At 45.7% G+C, this 19380-nt stretch carries 16 protein-coding genes and 1 pseudogene; 8 read left to right on the top strand and 9 right to left on the bottom strand.

Annotated features, from left to right (window positions below):
* Window positions 1-46: 46 nt before the first annotated feature.
* The gene (gene mrdA / locus QUA83_RS20540) at window positions 47-1861 is read right to left on the bottom strand and encodes a penicillin-binding protein 2 (RefSeq protein ID WP_333295445.1); all 1815 of its coding nucleotides are present in this window, start codon (window positions 1859-1861) and stop codon (window positions 47-49) included.
* A gap of 214 nt (window positions 1862-2075) precedes the next feature.
* On the opposite strand from mrdA, the gene QUA83_RS20535 reads away from it, so the two are divergent.
* Window positions 2076-2435 (top strand): phage holin family protein, encoded by a 360-nt coding sequence (locus tag QUA83_RS20535; RefSeq protein WP_333295443.1) that lies wholly within the window; start codon window positions 2076-2078, stop codon window positions 2433-2435.
* Window positions 2436-2609: 174 nt separating this feature from the next.
* On the opposite strand, the gene QUA83_RS20530 is transcribed toward QUA83_RS20535, so the two are convergent.
* From QUA83_RS20530 to QUA83_RS20515, 4 genes are all read right to left on the bottom strand, one after another.
* Entirely contained in the window at window positions 2610-3284 is a 675-nt protein-coding gene (locus QUA83_RS20530) for an N-acetylmannosamine-6-phosphate 2-epimerase (protein WP_333295441.1), read from the bottom strand.
* Window positions 3285-3362: 78 nt separating this feature from the next.
* Window positions 3363-3728 (bottom strand): four helix bundle protein, encoded by a 366-nt coding sequence (locus tag QUA83_RS20525; RefSeq protein WP_333295439.1) that lies wholly within the window; start codon window positions 3726-3728, stop codon window positions 3363-3365.
* Between the two features lie 24 nt (window positions 3729-3752).
* Window positions 3753-3905: a hypothetical protein gene (locus QUA83_RS20520; protein ID WP_333295438.1), complete on the bottom strand. Its 153-nt coding sequence runs from the start codon at window positions 3903-3905 to the stop codon at window positions 3753-3755.
* Window positions 3898-6444 (bottom strand): ATP-binding protein, encoded by a 2547-nt coding sequence (locus QUA83_RS20515; RefSeq protein ID WP_333295437.1) that lies wholly within the window; start codon window positions 6442-6444, stop codon window positions 3898-3900. The genes QUA83_RS20520 and QUA83_RS20515 overlap by 8 nt, the downstream gene beginning before the upstream one ends.
* Window positions 6445-7075: 631 nt before the next feature.
* Between QUA83_RS20515 and QUA83_RS20510 the strand changes: the two genes are divergently transcribed.
* The 4 genes from QUA83_RS20510 to QUA83_RS20495 all read left to right on the top strand — a co-directional run bounded on the left by QUA83_RS20510 (window position 7076) and on the right by QUA83_RS20495 (window position 15005).
* On the top strand, window positions 7076-8362 hold the full coding sequence (locus QUA83_RS20510) for a chemotaxis protein (protein WP_333295436.1): 1287 nt from the start codon (window positions 7076-7078) through the stop codon (window positions 8360-8362).
* A 201-nt stretch (window positions 8363-8563) separates the two neighbouring features.
* Window positions 8564-10486, top strand: coding sequence for a response regulator (locus QUA83_RS20505; protein ID WP_333295434.1), 1923 nt, complete (start codon window positions 8564-8566; stop codon window positions 10484-10486).
* A gap of 270 nt (window positions 10487-10756) precedes the next feature.
* Entirely contained in the window at window positions 10757-14227 is a 3471-nt protein-coding gene (locus QUA83_RS20500) for a PAS domain S-box protein (RefSeq protein ID WP_333295433.1), read from the top strand.
* Window positions 14228-14618: 391 nt separating this feature from the next.
* Window positions 14619-15005 (top strand): response regulator, encoded by a 387-nt coding sequence (locus QUA83_RS20495; RefSeq protein ID WP_333273676.1) that lies wholly within the window; start codon window positions 14619-14621, stop codon window positions 15003-15005.
* A gap of 673 nt (window positions 15006-15678) precedes the next feature.
* On the opposite strand, the gene QUA83_RS20490 is transcribed toward QUA83_RS20495, so the two are convergent.
* On the bottom strand, window positions 15679-15840 hold the full coding sequence (locus QUA83_RS20490) for a hypothetical protein (RefSeq protein ID WP_333295432.1): 162 nt from the start codon (window positions 15838-15840) through the stop codon (window positions 15679-15681).
* A 233-nt stretch (window positions 15841-16073) separates the two neighbouring features.
* On the opposite strand from QUA83_RS20490, the gene QUA83_RS20485 reads away from it, so the two are divergent.
* Together QUA83_RS20485 and QUA83_RS20480 are read left to right on the top strand one after the other, a co-directional pair.
* Window positions 16074-16382 (top strand): DUF1830 domain-containing protein, encoded by a 309-nt coding sequence (locus QUA83_RS20485; RefSeq protein ID WP_333295431.1) that lies wholly within the window; start codon window positions 16074-16076, stop codon window positions 16380-16382.
* A 74-nt stretch (window positions 16383-16456) separates the two neighbouring features.
* Window positions 16457-16807 carry a late competence development ComFB family protein gene (locus QUA83_RS20480; protein ID WP_333295430.1) on the top strand — a complete coding sequence of 117 codons (351 nt, stop codon included), beginning with the start codon at window positions 16457-16459 and terminating at the stop codon, window positions 16805-16807.
* Window positions 16808-17030: 223 nt separating this feature from the next.
* Here QUA83_RS20480 and QUA83_RS20475 read toward each other — a convergent pair whose 3' ends face one another.
* From QUA83_RS20475 to QUA83_RS20465, 3 genes are all read right to left on the bottom strand, one after another.
* Entirely contained in the window at window positions 17031-17384 is a 354-nt protein-coding gene (locus tag QUA83_RS20475; protein ID WP_333295428.1) for a DUF6464 family protein, read from the bottom strand.
* Between the two features lie 120 nt (window positions 17385-17504).
* Entirely contained in the window at window positions 17505-17945 is a 441-nt protein-coding gene (locus tag QUA83_RS20470; RefSeq protein ID WP_333295426.1) for a hypothetical protein, read from the bottom strand.
* Window positions 17933-18664 (bottom strand): sucrose-phosphate phosphatase, encoded by a 732-nt coding sequence (locus QUA83_RS20465; RefSeq protein WP_333295425.1) that lies wholly within the window; start codon window positions 18662-18664, stop codon window positions 17933-17935. The genes QUA83_RS20470 and QUA83_RS20465 overlap by 13 nt, the downstream gene beginning before the upstream one ends.
* A 171-nt stretch (window positions 18665-18835) precedes the next feature.
* Here QUA83_RS20465 and QUA83_RS20460 point away from each other — a divergent pair.
* Window positions 18836-19380, top strand: a pseudogene (locus QUA83_RS20460) (iron uptake porin); the annotation flags it as partial.

Raw genomic sequence — 19380 nt, 5'->3', positions numbered from 1 at the left:
CCAACAGCCAACAGCCAACAGCCAACAGTCAACTATTAACTAATGACTATAGAGGCTTATTAGTAGGTTTAAAACCCTGCTTTTGAAAATAGGTTCTAAATACCTCTTGAGCAATTGGTGCCGCCGATACAGAACCAAATCCGCCGCCTTCAACTATAACTGCGATCGCAACTTCCGGTTTGTCAGCAGGAGCAAAACCCACAAACATAGAATTGTCAGGATGACCGGGCATTTCCACCGTCCCAGTCTTACCAGCACTTAAAGGAATAGTACCATCATTCATGCGTTTGCCAGTACCTTTTTTCACCACGTCAATCAATCCCTGGCGAACTACATTCAAAGTTGCAGGCTTAATACCTGTGGGAACTTTTTTGGTAATAGGAGTGTTGGTTTGAGAAGCCAATAAATGCGGCTGAACTCGATAACCGCCATTAGCAACAGTGGACACCATCACAGCCAATTCTAGGGGAGTACAAAGTACCAAACCTTGACCGATCGACATTGTTACTGTATCGCCAACGTACCAATCTTCACCATACATTTTCTGTTTCTCTGCTGGGATCGGAACTTGACCGTGATTGGCGCCGTCTATCCCCAAAAGGTCTAAATTAATAGTACCGCCAATGCCCATCGCTTTAGCCCATTTTGCCATTTGTTCGGGGCCTGCTGCCATACCAACTTGATAGAAAAACGTATTGCTGCTGTAGGCTAAAGCATCGCGGAAACCGATAACGCCGTAACCGCCACTGTGTTCGTTAAAAGAAATTCCCCCGATGTTAATTGAAGAAGAAGTGGCCACAGTCGAGTCAGGAGAAAACTTGCCGGACTCCATCCCGGCTATAGCAGTAACAATTTTAAAAGTGCTACCGACTGGATAACCTTGAACGGCTCGATTTAAAAACGGTTTTTCTGGCCCTTGCAGTCGCTCCCATTCTGTTTGAGTCACCTTGCGGGTGAAAATATTGGGGTCAAATGTCGGCCAACTAGCCATTGTTAAAAGAGCTCCGGTTTTTACATCGATCGCCACAACTGCACCCAGGCGATCGCCCAAAGCTTTTTCCGCAGTTTTCTGCATATCTAAATCTAAAGTTAGCTGCACCGGTTTGCCGGGAATAGGGTCTTTTACACCTAAATCTTGGATTTCTTCGCCCTTAGCATTTACCTCGATTAAACGGTTTCCCCAAACGCCCTCTAAAGTTGAATTGGCTAATTTTTCAACTCCCATTTGACCGACGATCATTCCCATCGGATATGTAGGATTAGCTTTTAATTCCTCTAACGTAGCTTCGCCGACGTATCCCAAAACGTGAGCTGCTAATTGCTGGTTGGGATTGTCTCGGCTGGATTCTACGCGAATTTCAACTCCCCGCAAAGTATTAGCTTGTTCTCCCAAAGCGACGAAAGTACCGACATCGATATCCTTACTAATTCGCACTGGCAGGGCCGATCTGTAGCCAGCGGCATCGATTTTTTTGATAATTTCGGCTGCCGGAAGTTTGACGATCGGGCCCAGTGTAGCGGCGATCTCTTGCCAGTCTTGGGCAGATCGCTCTTTTGGCCACACATAGACCGATCGAGATACGCGGCTGGCCGCAAAAATTTTGCCGTTGCGGTCTAAAATTTGACCGCGAGTCGCTGGGACTGAAACAGGGCGAATGCGGTTATTTTCCGCCCGCTGTCGGTTGTAGGCTCCCTGTACCAGTTGCAATTCGGCTAGACGAAATATTGGTAGCGCCATCAAGGTAGTGACGAGCAGCATAAAAATCATAACTTGGAGCGATCGGCTGCGTTGCCGTGAAGCATTGTCCAAGCCATTTTTGTCGAATCGGACTTTAGAGTTAAAAGAAAAATCGCCAGCCATATTAATTAATCTGCTCTTTTTATTCAACTAACAGGTTTATACGGTTCCCATCCGGATTATTTTGCCTATGATACAGCGATTATAACTTCTCACTCTTTAGTGACAGACATAAATTCGGCCCGTTGGCAGACGAATCAGCCGAATTATGTGATTAAGGTAGATGTTAAATATCAAGTTTTTTTGACAATTCAACTGTTAAGGAGGTACGAGCGCTGTGGAACCGATCGATTTTTTGATTGCTTGGCTGGTGACGGGCAGCAGCTTGCTGCTAATTTCTCAACTGCCGATCGGCGTCGAAATTGACAGCACACCGAAAGCAGTAATTTCCGCTGCGGTTTTGGGAATGTTGAATGTTTTAATTTTGCCAATTCTGAAAGCAGTTTTTTTCGTGCCGAACCTACTGACGCTGGGGTTGCTTTCCGGCGCGTTTGCTTTTGTAATGAATGTGATTGTTTTTGCCTCGGCGGCGAAGTTAGTTGAAGGATTTAGTTTGCGGATGGGCATTTGGAGCGCGGTACTGGGGGCGATCGCCTTGGCTGTAGTTAGCAGCTTTATCAACGGCGCACTGATTTAGCAACTTCCCCCGATCGAGGGCGATTGAAATCGCCCGATATTTCCCACCCTTACCTTGCGCGTTTCGTTTCTCTACAAGCGATTTCTATCGCCGAATCTTTCTTCTCCCTTCTCCCTTCTCCATTCTCCCATCTTCCCTATTCCCTCTTCCTTCTTCCTTCTTCCTTCTTCCTTCTTACTTCCCCATCAGAGACTTATAGGCTGTCACCTTAAGATCAATCCCAGTAATATCTGTCCCCACAACAACAGCCGCCGCTCCTAAATCCAAGGCTTTTTTAGCCATTTCTGGCCCAGATATCCCGCCTTCGCAGATAACGGGAATCTTAAGCTTTTCTACCATTTCCGCAAGCAAATCAAATCCTGGCGGGGAAAAACTTTCCGTCTGGGCAGTATAGCCAAAAAGAGTAGTTGCTACAGTATCTGCACCAGCTTCGGTTGCCGCGATCGCAGCTTCTATTGTATCTACATCCGCCATCACTAATTTGCCCAATTCACTGTGAATTTTGGCGATTAACGTCTTTAACTCTTCGCCAGCAGGCCGGTTTCTCTCAGTAGCATCAACGGCGATAATATCGGCTCCAGAAGTGGCGATTGCCCGCGCGTCTTCAAACCGAGGAGTAATGTAAATCTCGCATCCCGGCAATTGCTGCTTCCAAATCCCAATTATGGGAGCGGATATCTGTTTTCGCACCGCTGCAATGTGAGCCGGAGTGTCAATCCGCACCCCCGATGCACCTCGATTGATAGCGGTTCGAGCCATTGCCGCAATTACGATCGGATCGTGCAGCGGCGAATCCGCAGGTGCTTGACAAGAAACAATTAATCCTGTAGGAATTTGACAATTAATCATGGGGAATTGCGGATGGGGAATTGGGCATGGGGCATGGGGAATTGGGCATGGGCAGGGGCATGGGGCTTTTTTTGTAATTTATTCCCTGTGTCCTATTGAACTCAAATAAGCGTTCAGTTTTGGTAGTAGTTTATCGATAATTGGTTTAAATTTGCTTACTTCTTCGCTGGTGATAAGTTGTCTAGCATAGGCTAATCTTAACCAGTTTACTGTTTCGTACAAAGAGCCTCTAGCAATTTTTACAAAACGCCGATTATCTTGGTCATTATAACGACCTCTTCCTTCAGCAATATTAGCACAGACACTATCCGCAGACCGAACTATCTGTTTGCCCATCGTATCTTTTGTGAAGTAATCCCATTTTTTAACAATCTCCCAAATCTGATTCGCCAAACTTTCCGCCAACTTATAAACCTCTAATTCCTCAAAATCAGGTCTTCCCATAATTGCCTCAAAAACTCAATTATATTAAATGCCCAATGCCCAATGCCCAATGCCCCATCCCCAATGCCCAATGCCCAATGCCCAATGCCCCATCCCCAATGTCCAATGCCCGATGCCCGATGCCCCATGCCCCATTCCCCATGCCCCATGCCCCATGCCCAATTCCCAATTACCCATTACCAATCCCGGCCATTAAAGAAATAATTTTGTCCAGCAATTGCTCAGGGTGAATCGGTTTAGCCAAACACTCGTTAGCTCCCGCCGTCACGAAAGATATCTGATCGGGCGGAATTTCATTAGCGCTTAAAGCTAGAATCTTGATATTTTCAGTAGCGGGTTTTTGGCGCAGTTGGTGAATTATTTCGCAGCCATTCATACCGGGCAAACGCATATCGACAATCACAGCATTCGGCTGCAAAAGTTCAATTTGTTCGACGGCAGCCGAACCTTCAATCATCCACACAACTTGCAGTCCTGCTGCTGTCAGGATATCGCAAATCAGCATGGCAGTTTCTTCATCTTCTTCCACGAGTACGAGGCTACCGCGCGAGGAATAATGCAGCGGTAAAGATGAATTAGATTTTTCATAGGTGAATTTGGGGGATTCATCTTTGGTTAGAGTTTGGATGGGTATAAAAACGGTAAAAGTAGAGCCGACATCAACTGTAGAGTTAACTTCGATCGCGCCGCCGTGAAGCTCTACTAACTGTTTAGTTAAGGCCAATCCCAGACCGGTGCCGCCGTATTCGCGGCGGTAGGGGGAATCCAACTGCTGGAATTTTTGAAACAACAGCGATCGCTGATTTTCGGGAATTCCAATGCCGGTATCTTTGATTTGAAAAACAGCGGTACTTCCAGCAGGTGCAGTACCGGGCTGCCGCACTGCCGGGGTTCGATTTTTATCTTCTGTCACCCAAACTCGCAGGATGACTCGCCCGCCTTTGGGAGTAAACTTAATCGCATTTCCTAAAAGATTGAAGAGAATTTGTCTCACGCGGCGCGGGTCAGCGATGAAGCGATCGCACTCTTGTTGGATTCGCTGTTCTTGCAGCAGTTCCACGCCTTTAGCCGCAGCTTTTTCTTTGAGGGCGTGCAGGCTCTGAGAAGCTAATTTAGAAAGTGAAAATTCACTAATTTTTAATATTGCTTTTCCCGCTTCTACTTGCGATAAATCTAAAATATCGTTAATTAATTCTAATAAGTGGTCGCCGCTGTCTCGGATAGTTTGCAGGTACTGCCGCTGCTTTTGCACTGGCACTTCTTTACTGCCAACTTTGCCGTAAGACCACCGCAGCAGCGTGTCGGAAATGCCGATGACGCAAGTGAGGGGAGTCCGCAATTCGTGGCTCATAGCTGCCAAAAATTCGCTCTTGGCGAGGCTGGCAGACTGGGCGGCAACCAGTGCATCGCGCAGTTCTCGCGTGCGCTCTATTACGCGCTGTTCTGAGGTGCGCTTTTGCTGCTGGACTTGTGCATAAAGTTCGGCTTGGTAAATGGCGATCGCCAAATGTTCTGCTATTTGTCGCAAAAATGTTTTTTTGCTTTCTTCCCACTCGCGAAAAGTACACTGGTGGGCAATTAGCAGCCCCCACAAGTCGTCTTGAACTACGATCGGCACTAGCAACTTTGCCCGCACCTTCGCCCGCCGCATCAACTCTAAAAAACAAGGCTGCGAAGAGTAAGTTGTTTCCACATCCGCGACGCACAAAGCCAAACCTTTGCGATATTTTTCTCGGTCAATGACTCCATTGGTAAAACACTGCGCGTCTTCACTAAAATTTAGTACAGACGAGATACCATCATTGGCTAAAGCTTCGTAGGTAACGCGACCTAAATACAAGTAAGACCCGGAATTTTCTGGGATTTCGCCACACCCAGAAACTGCCGCAGGATTTTCTTTAGCTAACTCGGCCTTGTGCGGCGCTGGCACTTTTTCAAATTGATAAATTAACAGGCGATCGACCTCCAAAAACTCTCGCACTTGCTCGACTGCTTTTGACAAAATTACAGGCAATTCCAAACTCTGGCGGATTTGAGTTGTCACCTGATTCAAAAGTCGCTCTTGTTCTAGCTGTTGCTGCAAAGCATCTTCTACAGGCTGACAAAATGAAATGCAAGGGCTGGCAATTTGTAATTGATTGACGGCTTCAGCAATTTGGCTTTGTAGCGTTTCTGGATCTATAACTTTGGGGGCGGATTTTCCCTCTATTTCTGTTTGGCTGTGTAGGGGCAGGTGATTATTTTGGCTGGCATTGGCAGCGAGAATATCCAGCAAATTTAGGGTGAATTCGCTTTGCAGAACGGCCGAATTGGTCTGTATATTTTTAATGGCTTGTTTGAGGGCACGAATGTCAATTTTCCACGGGGGTGCGGGCTTTATTTCTGCGAGTTGGTCTGCGAGGGGAGACAGGAAATTGGCGATCGCCCCAGGGTCGAAAGTCAACTGCACATTCAATTGCGAATGGAGATTTTTTTCGCTGTGCTTGTGTCCGTTTGTTGCGAACTCATCTAATAGATTGCCCCGCAGCAGCGCGCTAAAATGCTCTGATACCACTGCTGCAAACCTTTCCGACGAATTTTCCAGATTTTGACAATCAGCGATCGCATCGTCAGTCAGCCAAATCGCCCCTGGGATTTCAGCCATTTGCTGTAACAACTGGTAAGCAGCCTCAAAGGTTGCTAGCGGCAAAGTCCGATTTAAGGTTTTTTGTTTCAATCTAGATATTTTCCCGGTTGTTTTAAAGAACAAAATATGAATGCCCCTGTTGTGAGGACGGAACCCGTGGCACAGCAGGCGCGGCCGATCCCACAGACTTGAGATGACAGTAGTCAGAAAGTAGGTAATAGAAGGCCCCAGGGTCCGATAGCTAATTTCTCCCTATAGTTGTCCTCTTTCTTCTGGGCGAGTGACCCCCGCTTCAGCGCTTTGCGAGCGCGAAAGCGGTAGGAGGAAACGGGGGGAAGGGATACGGCTGTATAATCGATCGCTTCTGGTTGTGTTTGTGAACCGGGTTGTTGATTGAAACTAAGCAATTCCACTCCCATTGCTGGGGTGAAGTTAGCACGCGCCTTTGTTTTCTGAGCTTGTTTGGCTAATGGCACGTCCTTAACCCAAATAAAAATGTTTAACCCTTAACGACAGAACAGGGGACTAGCTACGCATCCGCTTGGTGTCATTACTCACAAAACCTAGACATCAAAGGTGTCAGGCTGCTCAACTGAAAATGAAGTTTTAGGCCCGAAGCCCAGTCACTTCCGTGCTGGGTCGTTGACTACTTTGAACAATCTTATTCCAGTATAATATTAATATATAATTTGTTAACTTGTACTTAACACTATCCGGGTAAATGAGCAATCCAACTCAACTCACCCCCGATTTCACGATCGGACATCTGCCGTGTCACGACTTCCAAGTGAGCGCTGCAACTCTAGGACAGGTAGTGGCTGAAAGATTTGAGCAAGAACCCGACCTGCCGGGAGTCATTATTACTCATGAATCACAGGTATTGGGCATGATTTCTCGCGTCAAATTTCGAGAGCAAATGAGTTTTCCCGATCGCGTAGAACTTTACGGGTCACACCCGATTCGAGCCTTGTTAGATTTTATTAGAATTCCGCCTTTGCTGCTTGCGGAAAACTGGAAAGTTGACGATGCCGTGCAAGCGTCTTTCAATAGGCACAAAGACTTGGTTTATGAACCGATTATTGTGGTGATGGAAGACCATAGCTATCGCCTTTTGGACGTTCACACTCTGGTAATTGCCCAGTCGAAACTTTTAGCGCAAGCCAACAAATTTATTCAAAAATACCGACTAGAAAGACACAAATATTTGGCGCTAATTCAACAAGAACAGGCTAAGGTTCACGAATGTAATGAACTTTTAAAAATTCAACAACGTCAAACAGAAAAGCTGCATAGCAATCCCAGTTCTCAGCAAGTAGCACTGGTCAAACAAGCTGAAGAAATTGCTCAAATGAATCAGCGATTTGTGAGGATTGCGAAACTGATTTCTTCGGAAGGTCGCCAAGCATTTCAAGCTACTTTTCAAGGTGCTAATTCTATTTGCAACAATACAGATAAAATTTTGGGCGTGGGCAAAGCCATAGCTAATGATTTAGAAACGGTTAACCGCACTTCCCGAACCATCCGGGAGGCGATCGAACAAGTCAGGCATTTAGCTGTACAGGTGGCTGTAGTTACCAATCAAATGGGAAGTCAGCCCAGCGGTCTGAGCAAAGTGAGTCTAGAAATTGGCAGACTGGCAAGTAAAACTTTTGAATTGGGGACTCAAATGGAGCAAATTGCCAGTCGGTTTAAACTTCGAGTTCACGAACTCACGGAGGCAGCAAGAGCAGGTGCTAATGTGGCTAAATCCGTGACGATCAAGATCGATCGCGCAGAAATGGCCCTGTTAGAGTTGGAAGAATTAATAGCGGAAAAAAATTTCAATTCATTGACCGCTATTCAAGAACCTTTGGGAGTCGTAAAAAGTGTTACCGCTGATTCTTTAGTTCGAGAGATAGAACACGCCGAAGTAGCAGTTTCCGAGTTGGAAGACTTAGTTAAACATCAAGATTCCTCGCAATATCTGATTCAAAAAATTCAGCAGGCGCTGAAGTCCAAAAAGCCATAAAATCCCAGCCCGAATCTAATGAAATATTTCGAGAGGAAAACAAATAAAATAAAAATAAGAATTTACAATTATCTATTTCAAGAATACTATTTGTTATACTGAAGGTGGGGGATTTTAAAATTTAGTTGTTAAATTTCTATTTAATTAGCCCCAAAAACCGATAAAAAGTTCCAAGAATGGTTGGAAGGACAGGTGACGTTTATGAAAATCCTGCTGGTAGAAGATGACACAGTTACAGTCAGTTTGCTGACTCAAGCGCTGAACTCTCACAATTACAATGTGAATGCAGCAGCAGACGGTGAAACAGCGTTGCATTTGGTGCAGGCATACGATTACGACCTGATTGTCTTGGATGTGCTGATTCCTAAACTCGACGGCATTAGTTTGTGTCGAAAATTGCGATCGTCCGGCTGCCAAATGCCGATTTTACTGCTGACAGCGCTAGATAGCAGCAACGATCGAGTCCAAGGTTTAGAGGCGGGTGCAGACGATTATGTGGTCAAACCCTTTAATCTCGAAGAATTAATCGCTCGAATTCGGGCTTTGCTGCGCCGGGGTAAGGCAACTTTGTCGAGTACAAATTTGACCTGGGAAAAACTGCAAGTCAACCCGGACACTACGGAAGTAACTTATGCCGAAAAAGTGCTGCACTTGACTCCCAAAGAGTACAATTTGCTAGAACTTTTCCTGAGAAATCCTCGGCGCATTTTCAGTCGCAGCGCCATCCTCGATCGCATTTGGTCTGCCGGCGAATTTCCTCAAGAAGAAGCCGTTACTGCTCACATCAAGGGGCTGCGGCAGAAGCTGAAAGCAGCCGGGATGACTGTAGATTTAGTGGAAACCGTTTACGGATTGGGCTATCGGCTTAAAAGTCTGCCGGAGGAGATTGAGAGCCAACAAGTTGGGCAGGAAACGGCAGAAAGTGCTAAAACTCAAGAGACTTTATCTACTGAATCCAGCGGGTCGAGCCAGGAATTAAACAAAGACGAGCGCCGTCTCAAAGTCTTGAATGCGATTGCCCAAATGCGGGGAAATTTAAAAGCTAATTTTATAGAAAAGGTGGCGATATTCGAGCGCGCGATCGCTCAACTGAAAAACGGAAGCTTGGAGGGTGAAGTGCGCGAGGAAGCCCAGACCCAAGCTCACAAATTAGTCGGTTCTTTGGGCACGTTAGGGCTGCCGAAAGGTTCGGAAGTTGCGCGCCAGATAGAACATTTGTTCAAGGCCCAAAACATCTGGAAACCGGGGACTGCTCAGCAAATTGAGGAATTTCTGCATCAGCTCAAACAGATATTCGATCGCCCTTCGGCCGAACCAGAAGGCGATTTGGTTCCTGCGGTTTCCCAAAAGCGCCGAATGCTGATTGTTGATGATGATACTTTTGGGAGCGATCAACTGCAAACAGTAGCATCCGGTTCCGGCTTCCAGATAGAAGTCGCCAACTCTCCGCAATTGGCAAGAAATGCGATTTCTCAACAGCCTCCCGACGCGATTTTGCTGGATTTGACATTTTCCAGATCTCAGGAAAACGGACTTTCTCTCCTAGCCGAACTCCGCAGTGAAAAACCCGAAATTCCGGTGATGGTTTTTAGCGAGCACAATCAATTGAGCGATCGAATAGAAGTTGCTCGTTTGGGAGCTTCGGGCTTTTTACACAAATCTATGCCCCCAGCAGATATACTCAAAGCAGTTGCCCAACTACTCGACCAGACTGGCCCTGCTGAAGCTAAAGTTATGGTGGTAGACGATGACGTGGATCTATTGGCTGCACTGCAAGTGATTCTCCAACCTTGGGGATTTCAAGTAACAACATTGGACGATCCCGAAAAGTTCTGGGAGGTACTCGAAACGACTTGTCCGGATTTGCTAATTTTAGATGTGGAGATGCCCGGTTACAGCGGTATCGAGCTGTGTTTGGCAGTTCGCAACGATTTGCGCTGGAGCAAGCTCCCCGTGCTATTTTTGACAGCTCATTCCGAGTCAGAAACAGTGCGCCAAATGTTTGTCGCCGGTGCTGACGACTACGTGAACAAGCCGATCGTGAAACCGGAATTAATTGCTCGCCTCCTTAATCGTTTGGAGCGGACTCAACTCAGAAACAGACTGGCTCAGGCACAGCGCTAATCCCATTTTAGATTTAAAAAATTAAAGACTTAAAGAATTGAAGAACAGGGAATGACTGATGAGATATGGGTTTCGATCACGTACCTACAGTTGTATTCTTTTTTTAAAAGGGGATAACTAGGAGCAAATATGCAGTGCGTGTCCGAAACAAATCAGGAAGCCTTAGCCAAGACTGGGGATTTTTAGATTGTGTGATTCCGACGCGGTGCTGTTGATTGATGCTTGCCCGCCGATCGAGAACACAGGCTAATTTAGAGAAGTAGTAATCAGATGAAAGCAATGGTATTGCCCTCAGACACAGGCACTCTCAATAACAGCGACTGCGAAGTAATTTATGCCCCGGGTTCGATTCAGCCTCACGGCATCCTTTTGGTGCTGGAATCACCGGCGTTGAAAATTTTGCAAGTTAGCAACAATACTTTTGAGGCGATGGGCCTTTACCCCGAACAACTTTTGGAGCAATTTTTAGAGGAATTTGTCGATACGGAGGAAATTGAGGCTATTGAAAAAGCTTTATTTGAAAACTACCAACAACGTAACGGTATCAGATTATCATTCAAAAGTCAAGACCGCAAGTCTTTTTTTGAGGGGACGCTGCATCAATCAAATTCAGCATTAATTGTTGAACTAGAGTCGGTTGTTTCCCCAAAAACGAGCGATTGTTTCAATTGTTATAATTTAGTCCAAGAGCCGATAGACAAAATCCACAAAACACCAAACCTGCAAGTGATGTGTCAGACAGCAGTTGCAGAAGTGCGGAGGATGATCGGTTTCGATCGAGCGATCGTCTATCAATTTGATGCCACCGGGGCGGGGAAAGTTGTCGCCGAAGACAAAGTAGAAAGTTTGGCTCCTTTATTGGGACTGCACTATCCGGCTACCGATATTCCCCCCCAAGCAAGAAACCTCTTCAACATGAATTTAATTCGGTTTATTCCCGATATTAACTGTCAGCCTGTAGAACTAATTCCTCACTGCAATCCGCTGACTGGTCGCCCTTTAGATCTGGGCTGCTCTTTGTTGAGAACAGTTTCCCCTTGCCACGTTCAATATCTCAAAAATATGAACGTTGCCGCTAGCATGACCCTGACACTAATCAAAGATAAAAAACTCTGGGGATTGATCGCCTGTCACCATCCCACACGAAAGTATGTCAACTACGAAAAAAGAACTGCTTGCGAACTGCTAGCCAAGTTTGTGAATCTAGAACTCAGCTATAAACAAGATAGCGAAGACCGGGAATATGCAATTTATTTAAAAGCACTTTGCCAAAAATTTATCACGGAAATTTCTCAAAAAAACTGCTTTGTAGAAGGTTTACTAACATACCGAGATGAATTGCTCGCCTTAGTGGGCGCTACCGGTGGAGTTGTGTGTGCCAATGAAAATTTAACAACCATCGGGCAAACCCCGGAATTGGTAGAAATACAAAACTTAATTGCTTGGATAAAAACTCAAATAAATAATGAGGTTTTTTATACAGATTCTCTCTCAAAACTGTATCCGCCCGCCGATAACTTTCAAGAATTTGCTAGCGGTTTACTGGTGCTTGCCATGTCCGAGATGCAAAATTATTACATTTTGTGGTTCCGTCCCGAAGCACTTCAAACTGTCAACTGGGCAGGTCCACCAGAGGGAAAAATTGAATTTAAACCGGATGGCAGCCGATTAATTTCTCCTCGCATTTCCTTTGAGTTGTGGCAAGAAACTGTGAGGTCAAAATCTTTGCCTTGGCAGCCGTGTGAAATCGAAATAGCCCGAGAACTTCGAGTTGCTATTACTAGCATTGAGTTGCGGAAAATGAATGAGCAGCTCAGCTTAGCTTTGTCGGCTACCAAAATCGGATTTTGGGACTGGGATATGCAGAAAAATCGCATTGTTTGGTCGAGGGAACACGAAGAGTTATTTGGGTTGGCCCCAGGGACTTTTGCCGGAACTTATCAAAGTTTTGCAGCTTGCGTTCACCCAGAAGATTTAAACAGTATTCAGAATGCTGTAAATCAAGCCCTGCCCCAGCGATCGGATTACTGTCAGGAATACCGGGTGGTTTGGCCCGACGGCAGCATTCACTGGATGGAGGGAAAAGGTAAGTTTTTTTACAACGAAGCCGCCGATGCAGTGCGGATGGTGGGGACAGTTACAGAAATTACCGATCGCAAAGCTAGAGAATTACAGTTGCGCCTCTTGGAATCAGCAGTCACCACCACTAACGACGCCGTGTTAATTACCGAAGCTGAACCGATTGAGGAACCGGGGCCGCGAATTATTTATGTCAACCCAGCTTTCACGCGGATGACCGGCTATACACTCGAAGAAGTTGTGGGAAAAACGCCGCGCATCTTGCAAGGAGAAAAAACAGACCGCGCCAGTCTCCATCGAGTACGGACTGCTTTGAAAACCTGGCAGCCGGTGCGGGTTGACTCGATCAATTACCGCAAAGACGGGACGGAATTTTGGGTAGAAATGAGCATTGTCCCCATAGCGGACGAAAATGGTGAGTTTACCCACTGGGTATCAGTGCACCGCGATATTAGCGATCGCAAACTTGCTGAAGCCGCTCTCCAACAGCTCAACGAACGGTTAGAAATGCGAGTTTTGCAGCGAACCAGAGAACTAGAAACTTCTCAAGCAGAACTCCGGGAAAGCGAAGCTTTATTTCGCTCTCTGAGCGAGAGTTCCCCCGTGGGCATTTTCAAAATCGATACTGAGGGGAAATGTACATATACAAATCCTCGCTGTCAAGCAATTGGTGGCTTCACACCTGCAGCAGCTTTAGGAAACGGCTGGATGCGGTTTGTTCACCGCGAAGACCTCAAACTAATTCTGTCTAAGTGGTCCCAATCGCAATCGCTAGATGGAGAATTTTCCTGCGAATTCCGCCACATCCAGCGAGATGGAACCATCCGGTTTTGTCGGCTTAAAACAGCTCCGATTTTTTCCGACAGATCTCAACTAATTGGTCACGTCGGCACAGTCACAGATATCACAGAAAGTCGGGCAATTGAAAAAATGAAAAATGAGTTTATTTCGATTGTCAGCCACGAACTGCGAACGCCACTTGCCTCGATTCGCGGTTCTTTAGGTTTGCTGGCGGCTGGGGTACTGAGAAATAAACCGGAAACTGCCAAACAGATGTTAGAAATCGCTTCGAGCGATACCGAACGGTTAGTGCGTTTGGTCAACGATATTCTCGACTTAGAGCGGCTTGATTCGAGCCAAGTTATCCTCGTCAAGCAGTGGTGCGATGCCCAGGTTTTGATGCGGAAGTCTGCAGAAGCTGTACTTTCTTTGGCTGCGGAAAATAACATTGATTTGTCTATTTTGCCCGAAACAGCCCAAATTTGGGCTGACCCCGACAGAATCGTTCAACTGCTGGTAAATTTGTTGAGCAATGCGATTAAATTCTCCGCTCCAGGGAGTACAGTAACTGTCAGGGTGCAAGATTTGGGCGATTCCCTACGGGATAGCTACGCTTCAAGGGTTTTATTTGAAGTCAAAGATCGAGGGCGGGGGATTCCTGCCGATAAACTAGAAACTATCTTTGGACGGTTTCAACAGGTGGATGCTTCTGACTCCCGCCAAAAAGGAGGTACGGGTTTGGGTTTGGCTATCTGTCGCAGCATAGTACAGCAGCATGGGGGCAGAATTTGGGTCGAAAGTGTTGTCTCACAAGGCAGCAGTTTCTATTTCACAGTGCCTGCACCGTTGGAAGGCGAGGGGGGAAAAAGTTTGGAGGTTTGAGATTGGTTTGATAATATCTCGCGAAAGCTCAAGTTCCTGGCAACCCATGCGGGTAGGATGATTTTGGGAGGCTGATAGGTCGATTTTTCTGTTCAGGGTTTAAGTAGGTGATATCATTTCCGGTTACACCGGCATGATGTTGACTGTTGACGGTTGACTGTTGACGCCGTGAACAGTGAACTAGAATTTACTATTCCGATGCTAACGGATTTGATATGAGTGGCAAAATATAGCAACAGCACCCGACGATTAGGACGTTCTTAAGTGCTGAAACTCTTAATTTTATTGCTTCTTCCTTTTGCTATATCTTTCAAGAAACCCGGTTGATGAGGCAGCCTGCGTAAGTTTTTTTTCGGTTTACCATGATTAATTTAAAATTTGAGTTTTAATTATGTCAGCAAAGCGCATTCTGGTCATCGATGATGAAAAAAACCTCTGCAGCGTGATTCAGGCTTGTCTGGAACATTTAGGCGGCTGGATTGTACTAAGCGCGCCCGACGGCAGCCAAGGATTGCTTTTAGCTGAAACTCAACTCCCTGACGCTATTCTGCTAGATGTGATGATGCCGGATATGGACGGACTTACTTTGTTTGGTTTGCTGCAAAACAATGGGGCTACTCGGGGGATTCCGGTGATTTTCCTGACGGCTAAGGTGCAGGCGATGGATTTGAGCGAATTTGCTGATTTGGGGGTAGCGGGGGTGATTGCAAAGCCTTTCGATCCTTTGAGTTTGGCACAGCAAGTGGCGGAAATTCTGGGTTGGGAACCGTTGCTTTAAAATCGGGTAAAAGGCGATCGCAGATAGCAGATCAAACTCGGCAGTTGAAACCGCTACTAGACAAACAAAGTCTGCCCAGCCCGACGCAAGAATCAAGCGGGCATTCAAGCCTGATGACGATCGCAAATGCGCTTTCTCGTTCCTTTGATTCTTGCGAAAATTACGCAATTATGTTGGTAAACCGGGTTTATGCGTCCAGGAAAGTTCTAGTTTTTCCTGCTATTTTCAGAATTTCCTCATTTTTTTGATTTAGCTTTGAGATGGATCGGTGATTGGTTAATTTAAACTCTGATTCCCTAGAAGTTCTAGAGATGATCTCAGGGAGTCGGGGTTTTTTGTTACCTGCAAAGCCGATCGGCTATCACCGTATTTACAGGCAGAATAACTCCTCCAGAAGTTACGCACACTTGCATCAAGAACGGTTTTTTTTAACACGGAATCACAGATGCAGCGAAGTTTTTTGCTAAAAAACCTGGTTTCAGCCTGCTAATCCAAGATTTATGCAGATTTCCCTCAGAAACCTGGTTTTTTAAGCCATGAGCACAGATGCAGCCAAGTTTTTGGCTAAAAAACCTGGTTTTTGCCTAACTGTTGTAATCCTTGCTTCGGCAAAAGTATATTTATCAAAAAAAATGATGGTCTTCATAATTTCCTCATATTTTTTAGATAAAGTTTACTCCAAGCTCTGGATCTGAAGGTCGATCGCACTCTCAGCACCATTCCGTTGCCAAAGAGTGAATCTGTTGTCAGGAGAGTTCGGGGCAGTGATGGTACTTTCGATTAACTGGTGCCACAGCACAACCAACCTAAATAAGTCAGGATCTAGGATCTGCATACCAAACAAACCGGGTTTTTTCACCTGGAAAACCGGGGTTTCTGCGCCAGTCCTCTAAGTGTTGGCAGGATAACTAAATGATACAAAAATTAATAACTGAAGATGTGATTCGCGCTCTCTAATAACACCAAAAAAATAAGTCCGTCGTTTGATCAAGAGCCAAACTCACAATTGCCACTAACAGGCAAAGTCAAGTCTCAGTAAGTTTTTGAAAGAGTGTGGAGATTTTTTAAATGTCTGATCAGCTATCTTATAAAGGTAACAACCAGATTCTGTGCTATTACGCAAATGTTACCAACCTAGTTCAGGTAGTTCGGATTGGGAACATTCCTAATTGGTACTTTGAAAGAGTGATGTTTCCGGGACAGCGACTGATGTTTGAAGCTGCTGCTGAAGCAGTCTTAGAAATTCACACTGGTACGGTGGCAAGTGCTATTTTATCCGACAAGATTCCCTGCTACGTGCTGCGGGTTATAGAAGAGGTAAGTTCCGAGTTCGAGCTGGTGATTACCGAAGAACGATTGGCGGTATTAGCCGGTTAAAATTCATGAGGAATCAGACGAAAACGAGAACGGGCACAAAAATATTAGTTAACGAGTGTTTGGGGACGGGGAAAATGCAGAAAAATCTTGTCAATATTACCTTAGCTGTAGTCACAGAGGAAGTAGAAATTATCTTGGAGTCTTATCCGAAGCACCCATACCAACAAGCTTTTTCGCCTTCGGGATTGCGACAAGATTTAATTGCTTATGTACTCAGCCGAGTTCCTAATAGATATACTGCGATCGACTCCGGCGAGTCTGTGTCAAACCAAACAGTTCAGGTTCGCTGTTCTTCAGAACAGTTGCTGCACATAGAAAATTTGATTCATACTGGCATTCGCGACGTGCTGCACAGCTATCAGAAGATAGATTACCTCCTTCCTGAAGAAGTTAAATTCGATTCCAGAGTTGCTAGTTGGTTGTGATAGTTTCTGGTAAATGAGGGAGACGCCGAGATTCTCGGCACTCTCGGTTGGGCGAGGTGGAATTGTGTACTGACCGAAAGCATCCAGGATACAAGCCCCCGGATTCATCCGTCCAGAAATAAAAAACCTGTATCCGATAAAGGTGCCCCCGAATTTATCCGTGGGGTCAATGCTTAAATCTGAAATCTAAAATCTAAAATCTAAAATCGATTGACTTGATGGTTCAAGACTTTTGGTAGTCGCAGCAGCAGTTGCACGGGCCATTGGGATTGACAGCACAGCGCAGAATTTCCGATCGAGCATTAAAGCGACAGCTAGCATCTCCGATAACCCAGATGCCACTTACAAAAGTTCTTTCCGTCGGCGGTGTGGCCGACTGGACGTACAGGGCAATTTTTTGCAGTCGGTAGCGGCCGGATTTGAGTTGATAGCGGTGGTGGCGTTCCAAGACAGCGTAGGTTTGTCCCTCTAAATCTACATAGTTCCCAGGTTGTGGCGTCCAGTCCAGCCGAATGCTACCTAAATATTGGCGGGGGTGAGAGAGAATCACCTCTACGGGTAAAGTATTTTGTTCCATGTGGCGGTGCGTTTGCGAACTGAACTAAAGGGGCAAATAGTTGACTCAACCTACATCTTGTTCATCTAGAAAGATAAGTTTTTATAGAGAGAGTAATTTAGGTTTAGGCGCTAAACTTAACTATAGAACCTTTGGCGATCGGGGAATAGGCAATTTATTTTGGGATAGCCGACTCCCTCCACTACGTTGGGCCTCACATCTGGCACCATTCTCAATTAGCCTTTTCTGAACAGGCAAGATGCCTGTTCCACAAGAAAATTTATCTTTTGTGGAACAGGCATCTTGCCTGTTCTTGAGAATGGTGCAAGATGTGAGTTCCACCCGACACGCTAGGAAATAAACTTCAACTCGCTTGAGGTAACTAAAGTTAAGTTCGATTAGGTTTGATAAAGCAGTACAGGCTGATGGTATCGCAACTCGCAGGTTCGATCGATACGCGGTTGAGATTCCTGAACAGATTTTAACTGTTTGCAGGACTTGGGGTGCTTGGGGTGCGTTTGTACTGAGGACTTCACTGCTGACTACTAACCAAACCGAATTGTTGGCAATCAAAATTCCCAAAAATATGCCATTCCTTCCATGATTCCCCAAGCGCAAGCAGAACCAGCTAAATAATGATTGTCAGTGCCGCATTCGCGATGCCATTTTAAGAGTTCTGATAGAGCATTAGCGACGATTACTCCCCGGACATCCTGTTCAAACATACTGATATCATTGCCAGAATCACCGCAAACTAATGTTGTCTCAGATGGAATTTGTAGGCGCTTTTGTAAATAAGTAAGGGCATTGCCTTTATTGCTAGTTTGTGGTAAAATATCCACATCTCTATTGCTGCTAAAAATGATTTGAGCTGGCAGTCCCGATTCAGTTAACTTTTGTTGCAACGCCTGGACTGTCGAGCTATTTTCTGCTGCTGGTTCCAGACTATAACTGATTTTCCAAGGATTTTGTTCTTTGACGGATTGGAGTTTAAGCTGGGAAAACTGCTGCGCTAAAGAGGCGATCGCCATTTTATCCCAGTCTTGAGAAAGATATTCCGCCCAATCTAAATCGAGGATTCCGTCTTGGTAAATTTCGCTACCTACACCTGCGATCAAATAGTCGGGTGTTAGCAGTTGCTTTTGGGCCATTAATTCGCAAGTGGAAGCAGAAGAACGCCCGGTAGCGTAAACCAAACAAATTTGCGATCGCAGTGATTGCAAGCGCTGGTTGAAAACTTGAGTTGCTTCGTCATCTCCGACTAGCGTGTTGTCTAAATCTGTAACTAATAAAAACTTCATTTGGGGAATTAGTCAGGAGTCAGTAGTCATCAGTGATTAGTGATTGGGAATCGATCGCTTCCTAAAATAATTTTAACTATTTATAAGAATTTGTTAAACCAACTACATTTATAAGCAAGCTTATCGGTTAACATTGGCCAAATTTAATTTTCAATAAGTGGTGTGAGTTTTATGGTGAATAATTCAACCTCCGTTAAAGCTTTTTGGCTGTCTTTCTTGATTTCTGGTGCGGCAGTGCCTTTGGGGCCGATCTCCGCAACAGCTCAAATTCAGGATACCTCAACTCCAGAAGTTGCGCTAGAAGCGAGTGCCGTCCCTACGGCTACCCCAGACGCAGCGCTGGCAGCAGGTAAGATTGAGATACCGCAGTTAGCGGCGATTACCGCAGAGACTAATTCCGCAGTCGATCGCGCTTTACCCGACACAGATGCAGCAACAGTCGATCGCGCTTTACCTCAAACAGATGCAGCAACAGTCGATCGTGCTTTACCTCAAACAGATGCAGCAACAGTCGATCGCGCTTTACCTCAAACAGATGCAGCAACAGTCGATCGCGCTTTACCTCAAACAGATGCAGCAACAGTCGATCGTGCTTTACCTCAAACTGATGCAGCAACAGTCGATCGAACTTTACCCGAAACAGATGCAGCAACAGTCGATCGCGCTTTACCTCAAACAGATGCAGCAACAGTCGATCGTGCTTTACCTCAAACAGA

It is taken from the genome of Microcoleus sp. K1-B1 (assembly GCF_036704705.1).
Taxonomy (GTDB): Bacteria; Cyanobacteriota; Cyanobacteriia; order Cyanobacteriales; family Microcoleaceae; genus Microcoleus.
This window is presented reverse-complemented; position numbering and strand designations above follow the sequence as displayed.

Bases quoted from the DNA above. Each gene is read 5' to 3' on its own strand.
- mrdA (WP_333295445.1), bottom strand. From the start codon at position 1,861: ATGGCTGGCGATTTTTCTTTTAACTCTAAAGTCCGATTCGACAAAAAT.
- QUA83_RS20530 (WP_333295441.1), bottom strand. From the start codon at position 3,284: ATGATTAATTGTCAAATTCCTACAGGATTAATTGTTTCTTGTCAAGCA.
- QUA83_RS20525 (WP_333295439.1), bottom strand. From the start codon at position 3,728: ATGGGAAGACCTGATTTTGAGGAATTAGAGGTTTATAAGTTGGCGGAA.
- QUA83_RS20520 (WP_333295438.1), bottom strand. From the start codon at position 3,905: ATGGGTAATTGGGAATTGGGCATGGGGCATGGGGCATGGGGAATGGGG.
- QUA83_RS20510 (WP_333295436.1), top strand. From the start codon at position 7,076: ATGAGCAATCCAACTCAACTCACCCCCGATTTCACGATCGGACATCTG.
- QUA83_RS20505 (WP_333295434.1), top strand. From the start codon at position 8,564: ATGAAAATCCTGCTGGTAGAAGATGACACAGTTACAGTCAGTTTGCTG.
- QUA83_RS20500 (WP_333295433.1), top strand. From the start codon at position 10,757: ATGAAAGCAATGGTATTGCCCTCAGACACAGGCACTCTCAATAACAGC.
- QUA83_RS20495 (WP_333273676.1), top strand. From the start codon at position 14,619: ATGTCAGCAAAGCGCATTCTGGTCATCGATGATGAAAAAAACCTCTGC.
- QUA83_RS20490 (WP_333295432.1), bottom strand. From the start codon at position 15,840: ATGCAGATCCTAGATCCTGACTTATTTAGGTTGGTTGTGCTGTGGCAC.
- QUA83_RS20485 (WP_333295431.1), top strand. From the start codon at position 16,074: ATGTCTGATCAGCTATCTTATAAAGGTAACAACCAGATTCTGTGCTAT.
- QUA83_RS20480 (WP_333295430.1), top strand. From the start codon at position 16,457: ATGCAGAAAAATCTTGTCAATATTACCTTAGCTGTAGTCACAGAGGAA.
- QUA83_RS20475 (WP_333295428.1), bottom strand. From the start codon at position 17,384: ATGGAACAAAATACTTTACCCGTAGAGGTGATTCTCTCTCACCCCCGC.
- QUA83_RS20465 (WP_333295425.1), bottom strand. From the start codon at position 18,664: ATGAAGTTTTTATTAGTTACAGATTTAGACAACACGCTAGTCGGAGAT.